A 12002-nucleotide genomic window follows, 5' to 3' on the forward strand; every position below is an offset into this window, starting at 1 on the left:
TCCGCCGCGACAGCAGGTGCGCCCAGGCTCGTAGCCAGCAGAACGCCCAACAAAGAAGACGAGACAGCACGCACAACGGCCCCCGCAACCAAGATCATGAATGCCCGGCACCCTACGCCCTCAGGCGAACATGTCGATCATGGCGGTCGCGGCCCGTCGAAATAGCCAAGATTTCCGCAAGATCCGGAGGCTATCCTGGCGCCCGGCCTCATCGAGGCGCGCTGATCGAGTCGGAGGATTCATTCGATGTCACGTGTCCGAAAGTGGTCTGCCCTGGCGGCAGCCGCCACGATCGCTCTCCTACCGACACAGGCGGCGGTCGCTGCTCGCGGAAACCCGATCGGGCTCGGCCCGATCGGATTCGCCACTGGCCAGGTCGACGTCACCCAGGATTTTGCGGCGACGGACCTCACCTGGACCATCACCGACTCGGACGCTGCCGCGCGGGAGCTGCGCGGCACCGTCGAGTTGCGGCCGTTCGTCGGCGACCAGCCGGTCGAGTCGGCCCGCACGATCGCTTTCGGCCTCGGTCTCGGTTACCCGTACGTGAGTTCCGAATCCGGGAACGCGCAGAGCTCCGCCTATCGCTTCGAGTTCCTGGTACCGCGTGAGGGCGTGGCCGCGAACGTGGTCTGGCGGGTCATCAAGGTCACCGCCGAGGACGACCAGGGCCACAAACGCACGTTCAAGATGCCCGGCGCCGAACTGGCGGTCACTGGGCTGGTGGACACCACAGGCCCGGAGATCGGGATCGCGTCGGCCGACGTCGGCCAGCTCCGCGAGGTCTACGACCCGGGCACTGGCGTCGCGCTGCGCTACCGGTTCGAGATCATGGACGAGGGCTCCACGCCGGCCAAGGGGCGGATCGTCCTACGCGGCCCGGCCGGCAGGACTCTGACCGGCACGTTCCAGGTCGCGGACAACGGATACGAGAAGACCTGTGGTGACGGGTCCTACTTCTACGGTCCGTTCAACCTGTCGTGCACGGCCACGGTGCAGGTGCCGGCCGGCAGCCCGAGCGGGACGTGGGCCCCGGCTCGCGTTGACGTCTGGGACCGGGCCGGCAACCTGACCCGGCTCATCGCCCCCGAGACCGTCCCGGCGATCACGGTCAGCCGCAACGACGTGATCACCGCTTCGGACTTCCAACTCCCGGCCACGGTGTCGGCCCCGGCGCAGGGGGTTCCGAGCGCCGATCTCACCTTCGCGGTGTCGGGCGCGGTCGGTGGCCTCGCCTCGGTCGACCTCGACTCGGATGTCTGCACGCAGGTGTCACACACGCCGGTCATCGGCGCGGATGGCCGGGCGTCGGTCAAAATCGAGATCCGCAGTCTCACCGGCCGCTGCACCGTCACCGGTGTGAAGCTGACCGACGCGGCTGGGAACGTGTCGCTCTACGGCTCCGCCCACGGCAATACCGACCTCGGCCTGACGATTGTCGTGGTCTGAAACTCGTTTGATCGGCTCCGTGGTGTGGCCGACAGCGTTCGGTCACACCATCAACGGCGATCACTCGGCCCTGTCCCGCGCTGCCTCTCACGCCGTCACGGCAGCGCGGGGCCGGTCCATTCGTACGATCCAGATCGGATCTCATCGAGCTCTATGCTCGTGATCCGCGCGGCGCTCGCCGCCGGATCCACGGGGGAGAATCCATGCGACGCTCCGCGCATCTCGCTGTCATCCTGTTCGCCACCGCCTCAGCCGGCCTGCTCGCCGGCACGCCCGCACAGGCCGCCACCACCGGCGTGGCCACCGCGGGCGTCAGCACAGTGCAGTACAAGGCCGCCCAGAAGACCCAGAACAAGGTGGTAGTGACCCGCTCCGGCAACACCGTGACGATCGACGACCGGGTCGCGGTCCGGGCGGGCAAGGGCTGCAAGAAGGTCAAGGGCGACAAGACCAAGGTCAAGTGCCGCACCTCGAAGGCGCCCAAGCTGGTGAAGATCTACACGTACGACCGCAGCGACTCGATCCGCAACAGCACCAGCGTGCCGGCCGACTTCGACGGCGGCACCGGCAACGATGTGATCACCGGAGGCTCGGGCAACGACAAGCTGCACGGCTGGACCGGCTCCGACCGGATCCACGGTGGCGGCGGCGAGGACCACATCTGGGACTGGTCCGGCACCAACACGATCTACGGCGACGCCGCGAAGGACACCATCTTCGGCGGTAGCGGCGTCGACCGGATCTACGGCGGCAGCGGCAGGGACGAGATCTTCGGCGCCAAAGGCAACGACGTCATCGACGGCGGCGCCGAACGAGACTGGCTGATCGGCGAGGCCGGCAACGACTCGATCTGGGGCGGCACCGGCGACGACTACCTCGACGGCAGCGCCGGTGACGACTTCCTCTCCGGCGGTGACGGCGAGGACGAGCTGCGTCCCGAGGACGGCAACGACCGGGTCTACGGCGGCCCGGGGCCGGACTTCATCTACGCAAGCGCCATCAACGGCAACGCCAAGGGCGCCGACTACTACTCCGGCGGCCCCGGCCGTGAGCTGGACTCCGTGATCTACACCCAGTACTCCGAGGACATCACGGCCGACGCAGACGGCGTCAAGGGCGACGACGGCGCAAATGGCGAGGGCGACACCATCGCCACCGACGTCGAGAGCATCTGGGGCGGCAACGGCAACGACACGCTCTCCGGCGGCGCCGGCGACCAGAGCCTCGACGGCGGCCCCGGCAACGACACACTCCGCGGCGGCGCAGGCGCCGACTACCTCTTCGGCGGCCCCGGCACCGACCACCTGTTCGGCGAAGCCGGCGACGACTTCCTGGACGGCGGCGACGAGGACAGCGCGGCCGAGCAGCTGGACGGCGGGCCGGACACCGACGGCTGCGAACTCTGGACCGGCGACACGGCCGTGAACTGCGAGAACGTCGCCGGCCCCTAATGGCACGTTAAAGGCACGCCCCTCTGTTTCAGCCAGCTAGAACGACGAAAGCCCTGGCGGACCATCGGTCCTGGCCAGGGCTTTCGTGTGTGGAGCGGGCGACGGGAATCGAACCCGCACTGTCGGCTTGGGAACCGCACAAGATCGCCTACCTGGGTGCGGACGGTGCTGGCGGCTGGTGCATGGGGTGGCCTGGAGTGGCCTCGTTCTGCCTGCCCCAATGGCCCGCCAATGACCCGGCAAAGTATCAGGAATAGCCCGTTCGGGTTCAGCTGTTCGGCCTAGACACAATGGAGGCTGAGCCGTGCCACCATGCTGCCGCTGTGCCTTCTTGCTCGGCACGGTCGCGTTGGGAATCACGGTCAACGTGCTTTCGGAGAACGCCGTACCCGCGTTGAGTGCGATTACCGGTCTTGCTGCCGTGTTCGGGGTCGCTGCTTGGCTCCGAAAGTACCCCGGTTCGATGCTGCAACGCGCCGCATCGATCAGTCTCTGGGTGGCGGCCGGCGGTGCAGCATGGCCAGTCTGGTCACAAGTGCGAGCTGGGCTGTTGCGCTGGTTGCGATGTCCGCCGGGATGCTGGCAGTCACGGTCCTGATCGTCACGGATCTAGGCACCGTCGGCCGGCTCTTGGGCGGTGCCACGGTGATCGGCGTCGGGATAGCTGCTGCCGCGTTCGGGGTCGTGGCGCTGCGCGAGGGCCGTGTGCTGCTCGGTACCACGGTGATCGGGTTCGGGGTAGCTGCCGCCGTGTTCGGGGTCGCGTCGGTGCGCGAGGGTGATCTGCTGTTCGGTACCGCATTTGGTCGGGGTCGGAGTAGCGGCTCCCGTGGTCGGGGTCGCGGCAGTGCGCGAGAGTCATCTGCTGGCCGGCACCGCGTTGGTCGGATTCGGGGTCGCGCTTGCCGTGATCGGGGTCGCGATCTTGTCCGAGGGTCGTGTGCTGGCAGGTATCGCGGAGGTCGGACTTGGGGTCGCCGTTGCCGTCTACGGGGTCGCGGCAGTACGCGACGGAGCGACAGAGCGACGGTGGATTGGGTGGCGGCGTCGAATCACCACCGATCGAACACCAAGCGAATCAAGCGGAACGCCAGACCCTCAAGGGCTGATCGGCATGAAAGACCAGGAACAAAGCAGATGACGGAATCGAACCCGCACCGTCAACTTGCGACCTAACCGACAGAGCCACCCACGACCCGATCACCAAGACATACACCAACCCACTAACGGCCAAACCCGACCCTGAACCCGACCCACCCAAACCCGACCCCGACTCACGCCGAGCGCCCACCCGCACCGTGGGGGTCCGGGGGTCTCCCCCAGGCAGAAATGCGAGGAGCCCCGGTCCGCGCACTTTGCGGACCGGGGCTCCTCAGCGACGAGCGGGTGACGGGAATCGAACCCGCACTGTCAGCTTGGGAAGCTGATGTTCTGCCATTGAACTACACCCGCGAGCGGCACCACTGTACCCGATGACGGGGTTCCATGGCGTAACCGCCACGTAGGCAGGCACCGGCCGGACTCGGCGCGGCCCAGCTCCCTCCAGGCCTGGCAGCGCCCCGCGGACGCAGATCGCGGTGTCCGGCCGGTGCCTACGATCTGGCGGCTGCGACCAGCGGCCGGCCTAAGCTCGCCGCCCGGTCGTGCCACGTTTGGGTGATTGGTGGGTGGCGTTGGGTCATCGCCAGCGGCAGGGCGCCGCCGGGTCCGTGCCGGCGGACCATCGCCGTCTCGATGTCGAACTCGAAGAGCCGCCAGTCGACCATGAGCGAGGCGCGCAGGGCGCCGGCCAGCCGGGCGATCACCGCCCGGTCAGTCACCGGGTGGGCGCGACCGGCCACATAGGCCTCGTCGTCGCTCTCCTCGGGCGGATACGAATGCAGGGCGTAGCGCCCGTCGCGCTCCAGGTCACGGCGTTTCGCCGAGTCGACGACGAAGCAGTAGAGCCCCTCCTCGGTGACGACCGGAGAGACCGGGTGCACGCGCGGGCCGCCGTCGGCACGGACCGTAGCCAGGTAGCCCATGCCGGGGCCGTACTGCTGGAGCAGCGCGCGGACGGCCGAGGCGAGCTCGGGCTCAGCGGCGGCGAATTCGGACCAGGAAGCCATGCGGACATCATATCGAACATATGTACGAGACGACCACCGAACACGCACCTTAAAGCCGCTCGGTATTGTGTGGCGATGCTGCTCTCCGACCGTGACCTGGTCTCCGAGATCAAGTCGGAAAACCTCGCTCTCGAGCCGTTCGAGCCGGAGCTGATGCAGCCGTCCAGCATCGACGTCCGGCTCGACCGCTTCTTCCGCGTGTTCAACAACCACCTGTACACGCACATCGACCCGGCCGAGCAGCAGGACGATCTGACCGCCGCCGTGGAGGTCTCCGACGGGCAGCCGTTCGTGCTGCACCCGGGCGAGTTCGTGCTGGCCTCGACCCTCGAGGTGATCACCCTCGGCGATCAGCTCGCCGGCCGCCTCGAGGGCAAGAGCAGCCTGGGCCGCCTCGGCCTGCTGACGCACTCGACCGCGGGCTTCATCGACCCCGGCTTCTCGGGCCACGTCACGCTGGAGCTCTCCAACGTGGCCAACCTGCCGATCAAGCTCTGGCCGGGCATGAAGATCGGCCAGCTCTGCATCTTCCGCCTGTCGTCCCCGGCGGAACACCCCTACGGCTCGGCGGTCTACGGCTCCCGCTACCAGGGCCAGCGCGGCCCGACCCCGAGCCGCAGCCACGTCAACTTCCGCACCTGGCCGACCACCTGAGCCCGACGGGCTCAGATCAACATCAGGACCATGTCGTGCCTGGTTGCATGGCACCGACCGTCGCTCCCGCCGAGACCGGGGCGGGGGCGGCCAATCGCCTGGCGGCTCATGAGCGGCCACCCCCACCCTGCCAGGTCCGTGCTCCACCGACCCCGGGTTCAGTTGATAGTCAGGTAGACGTCGTCGACCCGGCCGGCGAACTGGTCGTTGCCCATGTTCGCGCCCTTGCCGCCGACCCGCAGCGGCTCGGCGTTCGCGATCGACAGGGTCGGCGGGACCGGCACCCAGGCCCGCTCGACGCCGTCCACGATGGTCGTCAGTCGGTTCCGGCTGCGGGCGCACATCAGGTTGTGCCACATCCCGTCCGCGACGTCCATGAACGGCTCCGCGCGGTAGATCCGGGTCCGGCCCGCGATCACGCAGCTCGGGTGGCCCAGCCGGTGGTCGACCTGGAGTTTGAACTGGCTCGTCCCGCCGACCGAGTAACCCTTCTGGAGGACGTTCGCGCCGTCCGAGAGGTCCTCGTGTGACATCAGGATCGACGCGCCGTACTGCATGGTGCGGGTTCCGGGGTTGAGCCGGTCGTCGCGGATGCCCTCCAGGATCGCCCGCGGGCACTGGCGTTCGCGGGGCAGGGTGCAGCGGCTCGGGTACTGGACCGCCAGGCCGTTGCCCTGCGGCACCAGGCTCAGCGTTCCGCCGTTCTGCGCGAGCGGGCGCAGCACGAACGCGCCGCCCAGGTCCGTGATCGGTTGTTGGACCCCGCCGTCGAAGGTGTAGCGGACCGCGACCGGCGCCGCCGCGACGCCGACCTGGCCGCCGCGCTGCGGCGATACCGCGAAGCCGGTGTTGACGCCGGAGATCACCCCGGCGGACGGGCGGGGTGAGAGGGCCAGGTAGTGGGGGCTGATTCGGGGCGCGGCGCCGCTCGGCGGGGAGAAGCGGGCGACCATGAGCAGACCCGCACCGAGAGCGGTGGTCGCTACCAGTGCGGCGAGGGGGCTTACGCGCCGGCCTGCGCCTCGCGATGACCGTCGGTTGTCGAACATGCCACTATTGTCCAGAACGCCCGATTGATGCCTCGATGACCCCCCTGCTTTGGGTTAAATGTGGCGAAAAGCACTCTAAACGGCGGCGCGGGCGGTAGGTTCGCCGATCACCGCGTGCAGGACGTCGTCGAGCGCGATCACGCCGAGCGGGTGGCGGCCGTCGCTGACGAGCACCAGGTGCCGGCGGTCGCGCCGCATCGTCAGCAACAGGTCCGCCAGCGTCCGGTCCGGCGGCACCACCGCAAGCGGGCGGACGATCTCGGCGGGGATCGGGAGCCTGCGCTGCGCCCCGGTGTAGCCGAGGACGTCCTTGATGTGCACGAACCCCATGACGCGCCGGGTCTCGCGCTGCACCACGGGGAAGCGCGATCGGCCGCTGCGGGTAGCCACCGCCTCGATCGTGGCCGGCGACGCGTCGTCGGCCACGGTCGTCACGCCCGACCAGGGCCGCAGGGTGTCCGCGGCGGTACGGACGTTGAGGCCGAGGGCGGCGTGGATCCGGGCGTACTGCTCGGTGCCGAGCAGGCCCTCGGCCCGGGCCTGGGTGACCATGCCGGCCAGCTCCTCCGCGGTGAAGACCGTCTTGACCGCCTCGGTCGCCTCGATCTTCCACGGCGAGAGGACCACCCGCGCGGCCCAGCGCATCGCGGTCAGCAGCGGCTTGGTCGCGGTGCAGAACGCCAGCATGAACGGGCCCAAGACGAGCGCCGACTGCTCCGGCCCGGCCAGCGTGATGTTCTTCGGGACCATCTCGCCGATCACGGTGTGCAGGAAGACGACCACGCCGAGGCCGAGCACGAACGCGACCGGATGGATCATGCCCTCCGGCAGCCCCAGCGCGGTCAGCGGACCCTCCAGCAGGTGCGCGAACGCCGGCTCGGCGATCGCGCCCAGGCCGAGCGAGCAGATGGTGATGCCGAGCTGGGCGCCCGCGATCATCAGTGGGATCTGGTTCATCGCCGACAGCGCCCAGCGCGCTCGCCGCGACGTCGCCGCGAGCGGCTCCAGCGCCGTACGCCGGGAGGCGATCAGGGCGAACTCCCCGCCGACGAAGAGCGCGTTGCCGAGCAGGAGCACGACGGTGATCAGCAGCTCAGTCATCGGTGGGCTCCGGCGGTGCCACGACCCGGACCTGCTCGATGCGGTGCCGGTCGACCTGCATGACGGTGAACTCCCAGCCGGCGTCCTCGATCGACTCCCCGGCAACCGGGATGTGCCCGAGCCGGGAGAGCAGGAAGCCGGCCAGCGTCTCGTACGGGCCCTCGGGCAGGCGGAAGCCGGTCTGCTCGGCCACCTCGTCCTCGCGGAGCAGGCCGTCGACCAGGTACGTCTTCTCGCCGCCGGGCACGGTCAGCTCCTGGCTGCCCGCCTCGGCGAGGTCGGCGTCGTACTCGTCGGTGATCTCGCCGACCAGCTCCTCGATCAGGTCCTCGACCGTGACCACGCCGTCGGTGCCGCCGTACTCGTCCACGACGATCGCCAGGTCCGCGTCGGCCGCACGCAGCGCGGCCAGCACCTTGTCCAGGGGCAGGCTCTCCGGCACGTAGACGGGCTCGCGGGCGACCGAGGACACCGCTGTCGCCGCCCGGCGTTCGGGCGGGACCCCGAGCGCGTCGAGCACGCCGACCACGCCGACGACCAGGTCGAGCGTCGACTCGTACACGGGGAAGCGAGTGTGTCCCGTCGCGCGCGAGACCGCGATGACGTCGGCGACGCTCGCGGTGGTCTTGAGGCCGACCACGTCGACGCGCGGGGTCATCGCCTTGGCCGCGCGCTTCTCTCCGAAGCGGATGGTGCGGCGCAGCAGCGTCGCGGTCTCGGTCGGCAGCGCGCCGGCCCGGGCGCTGATCGCGGCGAGCAGGCCCAGCTCCTCGGGCGAGCGGGCGCTGGCCAGCTCCTCCTGTGGCTCGATGCCGAGTCGCCGGACCAGCCGGTTGGCCGAGCCGTTGAGCGCGCCGATCAGCCACTTGAAGAGCCGGGAGAAGGCCCGCAGCGGCGCGGCGGTGGCCAGGGCCACCCGCATCGGCCGGGCCAGCGCCGCGTTCTTGGGCACGAGCTCGCCGAAGAGCATCGACACGAGCGTGGCGAGGCCCAGCGCCAGCACGTGCGTCACCGTGTCGGTGGCGCCGCCGGCGATCGGCTCGATCATGGGACGGAACAGCCGGGACAGCGCCGGCTCGGCCAGGTAGCCGGTCAGCAGCGCCGTGAGTGTGATGCCCAGCTGGGTGCCGGAGAGCTGGAACGAGAGCTCGTGCAGGGCGTGCCGGACCGTCCGGGCGCGCCGGTCACCCGCGTCGGCCCGCTTTCCGATCTCCACCCGGTCGACGGTGACCAGCCCGAACTCGGCGGCCACGAAGAACGCGTTACCGGCGGTCAGCAGAGCGAAAGCGGCCAGCGGGAGCACCGCGGTGAGGAACAGGCCGTCCATGATCGGTTCACCTCGGCCCCCATTGTGCCGGAACGCCTCGCATCTGCTGAAGGCGATCTCGATGGGTGCTTCGGCGGCCGCCGGAGCGGCCGCCGACCACGTACTACGCGGGAGCCTTGTCGCCCTTGATCGATCGGAGCAGGACGCTGGCCACGTCGACGACCTCGACGTTCTCCTGCTCGCCCTTGCCGGTGACGCCGTCGCCGATCATCGTGTAGCAGAACGGGCAGCCGACGGCGATCGTCTTCGCGCCGGTCGCCAGGGCCTCCTCGGTGCGCTCCACGTTGATCCGCTTGCCGATCTTCTCCTCCATCCACATGCGGGCGCCGCCGGCGCCGCAGCAGAAGGACCGCTCGGAGTTGCGCGGCATCTCGGTGAGGCCACCCTCGATCGCCCTGCCCAGGACCTCGCGGGGCGCCTCGAAGACGCGGTTGTGCCGGCCCAGGTAGCAGGGGTCGTGGTAGGTCACGCCGCCGTCGACCGGCTGGACCGGGGTCAGCTTGCCCTCGGCGACCAGGTGGGCCAGCAGCTGGGTGTGGTGCACGACCTCGACCTTCAGGCCGAGCTGCTCGTACTCGTTGCCGAGGGTGTTGAAGCAGTGCGGGCAGGTCGCCACGATCCGCTTGACGTTCGCTTCCTGGAGGGTCTCCACGTTCTGCTGTGCCAGCATCTGGAAGACGAACTCGTTGCCGATACGGCGGGCCGGGTCGCCCGTACAGGTCTCGCCCTCGCCCAGGATGGCGAAGTCGACGCCGGCCTCGTGCAGCAGCGTCGCGACCGCCCGGGTGGTCTTCTTGGCCCGGTCCTCGAACGCGCCGGCGCAGCCCACCCAGAAGAGATAGTCGAAGTCGGCCTCGCCGACCCGCTTGATCTCGAAGTCGAGGCCCTTGGTCCAGTCCTCGCGGGTGTTCTGCGGCGCGCCCCAGGGGTTGCCCTTGTTCTCCAGGTTGCGCAGCATGACGCCGGCCTCGGCCGGGAAGCTCGACTCGATGAGCACCTGGTAGCGGCGCATGTCGACGATGTGGTCGACGTGCTCGATGTCCACCGGGCACTGCTCGACGCAGGCGCCGCAGGTGGTGCAGGACCACAGCACGTCCGGGTCGATGACGCCCTGCTCGGCCTCGGTGCCGATGAGCGGCCGGTTGCCCTCGGCCAGCGCGAGGACGTCCAGGTGCGCGAGCTGGGCCTCGGTGGCCTTCTCCTCACCGGTCAGGTCCTTGCCGCCGCCGGCCAGCATGTACGGCGCCTTCGCGTACGCGTGATCGCGCAGCGACAGGATCATCAGCTTCGGCGAGAGCGGCTTGGCGGTGTTCCAGGCCGGGCACTGCGACTGGCAGCGGCCGCACTCGGTGCAGGTCGAGAAGTCGAGCAGGCCCTTCCAGGTGAACTGCTCGACGTGCGCGACGCCGAACTGGTCCTTCTCCGGGTCGGCGTCCTCGAAGTCGAGCGGCTTGCCCTCGCTCATCATCGGCCGCAGCGCGCCGAGGCCGGAGCCCGCGGGCTTCTCCGGGCTGCGCTTGAAGAAGATGTTGAAGAACGCGAGGAAGCGGTGCCAGGCGACGCCCATCGTCACGTTCAGCGAGATGGTGATCAGCCAGCTCATCGAGATCAGGATCTTGACGAGGGCCGTCCAGGTGGCGCCGTCCTCCCAGGCCGGGAGCAGCGCACCGATGCCGTGGCTGACCGGGGTCGCCCAGAGCGGGTACTCGAAGTGGTCGGTGGCGACCTTGAAGCCGCGGATCAGGAAGCCGCAGATCAGGACGGCGATGATGATCGCCTCGACGAAGTACGCCTGCCACATCGTGGAGCCGGTGAAGCGGGACAGGCCCTTGCCGCGACCCGGCTTGTTCAGCTGGCGGATCACGACCAGGACCAGGATGCCGATCGTGCCGAACACGCCGATCCACTCGGTCACCAGGCCGAACAGCGTCCAGTGCCCGATGATCGGCAGGCCGAGCTCCGCGCTGACCACCTCGAAGTAGGCCTCGAGGACCAGCAGCGACAGCACCACGAACGCGACCATCACGAACCAGTGCGCCGCGCCGACGACGCCCCACTTGAGCATGCGGGTGTGGCCGACCGTCTCGACCAGCATCGTCTTCGTCCGCGTCGCCTTGTCGCCGAAGCGCCCGGGGTCGGCCTGGCCCTGCCGGATCACCGCGGTCATCGACATGACCGCGCGTACGGCGAGAGCGACGGCGACGAGGGTGACGGCGCCCGCTAGGACGGTGGCGACTATCTGCGCGGTGCCCATGTGCGTTGTGCCTCCTCGGTCGGCTGACTCGCCGGCCCATGTTACCCACGAGTAATCAGATTGCGCGCGGGCAACCCGGTCGTCTTTTCGGCTGCTCAGCCGAAAGCGCACCCCGCGCGGTTCTGACGGCGGGGTGCGCTGTCGGACAAATCAGACGAAGATCACGCTACCGCTTGGAAGGCACCCACGCGGCGTGCTCGCGGTTACCGCCAGCGGGACAGGATGCCCAGGGAGGCGACCATGCAGCCGAAGCCCACCAGGAGGTTCCAGTACTTCCAGGCCTCGACCGGGTACTGCTGCTCCGAGAGGTAATAGACCACCAGCCAGGTGATGCCGAAGACGATCAACGCGACCGCCGTGATCGGCAGCCAGACCGGACTCGGCTTCTTGGACGCCGCCGCCGCGGCCGGACGAATGTCCGTGGGCGGGGTGTAGACCTTCTTCTTGCGAACCTGTGACTTCGGCACGGCGCTCTCCTGAGGGCAACAAGTGGTGAACAACCCACCCCTGAGCGGCTCCGGGGGACCCCGAAAGCTGCCCGTGGCGAATACTGTTCGATAGCTAGCGTAGTCAAGGCGGCGCGCGTACAGGCACCCGCCGGTGGGTTTT

At 69.1% G+C, this 12002-nt stretch carries 9 protein-coding genes and 1 tRNA gene; 3 read left to right on the forward strand and 7 right to left on the reverse strand.

Going from position 1 to position 12002, the window contains the following annotated elements; genetic code table 11:
• The first annotated feature begins 246 nt into the window (after positions 1-246).
• The gene (locus BJ971_RS38775) at positions 247-1449 is read left to right on the forward strand and encodes a hypothetical protein (protein ID WP_184998256.1); all 1203 of its coding nucleotides are present in this window, start codon (positions 247-249) and stop codon (positions 1447-1449) included.
• 203 nt (positions 1450-1652) lie between these two features.
• A complete protein-coding gene (locus tag BJ971_RS42435; RefSeq protein WP_184998257.1) occupies positions 1653-2900 on the forward strand; it encodes a calcium-binding protein in 1248 nt (415 codons plus the stop codon).
• Positions 2901-4281: 1381 nt separating this feature from the next.
• Here BJ971_RS42435 and BJ971_RS38785 read toward each other — a convergent pair.
• Both BJ971_RS38785 and BJ971_RS38790 read right to left on the reverse strand, forming a co-directional pair.
• Positions 4282-4352 (reverse strand) — tRNA-Gly (locus tag BJ971_RS38785).
• A gap of 140 nt (positions 4353-4492) precedes the next feature.
• Entirely contained in the window at positions 4493-5008 is a 516-nt protein-coding gene (locus BJ971_RS38790) for a pyridoxamine 5'-phosphate oxidase family protein (RefSeq protein ID WP_184998258.1), read from the reverse strand.
• Positions 5009-5083: 75 nt separating this feature from the next.
• Here BJ971_RS38790 and dcd point away from each other — a divergent pair, with 75 nt between their 5' ends.
• Positions 5084-5662 (forward strand): dCTP deaminase, encoded by a 579-nt coding sequence (dcd, locus tag BJ971_RS38795; protein ID WP_184998259.1) that lies wholly within the window; start codon positions 5084-5086, stop codon positions 5660-5662.
• Positions 5663-5820: 158 nt separating this feature from the next.
• Here the strand turns inward: dcd and BJ971_RS38800 are convergent, their stop codons facing one another.
• The 5 genes from BJ971_RS38800 to BJ971_RS38820 form a co-directional block, all read right to left on the reverse strand.
• A complete protein-coding gene (locus tag BJ971_RS38800; RefSeq protein WP_184998260.1) occupies positions 5821-6615 on the reverse strand; it encodes a LamG-like jellyroll fold domain-containing protein in 795 nt (264 codons plus the stop codon).
• A 171-nt stretch (positions 6616-6786) separates the two neighbouring features.
• Complete coding sequence (locus BJ971_RS38805) at positions 6787-7812, reverse strand: hemolysin family protein (protein ID WP_184998261.1); 1026 nt, start codon at positions 7810-7812, stop codon at positions 6787-6789.
• Positions 7805-9139, reverse strand: a complete 1335-nt coding sequence (locus BJ971_RS38810) for a hemolysin family protein (protein WP_184998262.1) — start codon at positions 9137-9139, stop codon at positions 7805-7807. Before BJ971_RS38810 ends, BJ971_RS38805 begins: the two co-directional genes overlap by 8 nt.
• Positions 9140-9242: 103 nt before the next feature.
• Positions 9243-11393 (reverse strand): (Fe-S)-binding protein, encoded by a 2151-nt coding sequence (locus BJ971_RS38815; RefSeq protein ID WP_184998263.1) that lies wholly within the window; start codon positions 11391-11393, stop codon positions 9243-9245.
• 203 nt (positions 11394-11596) lie between these two features.
• Positions 11597-11860, reverse strand: a complete 264-nt coding sequence (locus BJ971_RS38820; RefSeq protein ID WP_184998264.1) for a cell division protein CrgA — start codon at positions 11858-11860, stop codon at positions 11597-11599.
• Positions 11861-12002 lie beyond the last annotated feature (142 nt).

Source organism: Amorphoplanes digitatis (genome assembly GCF_014205335.1).
Lineage (GTDB): Bacteria > Actinomycetota > Actinomycetes > Mycobacteriales > Micromonosporaceae > Actinoplanes > Actinoplanes digitatus.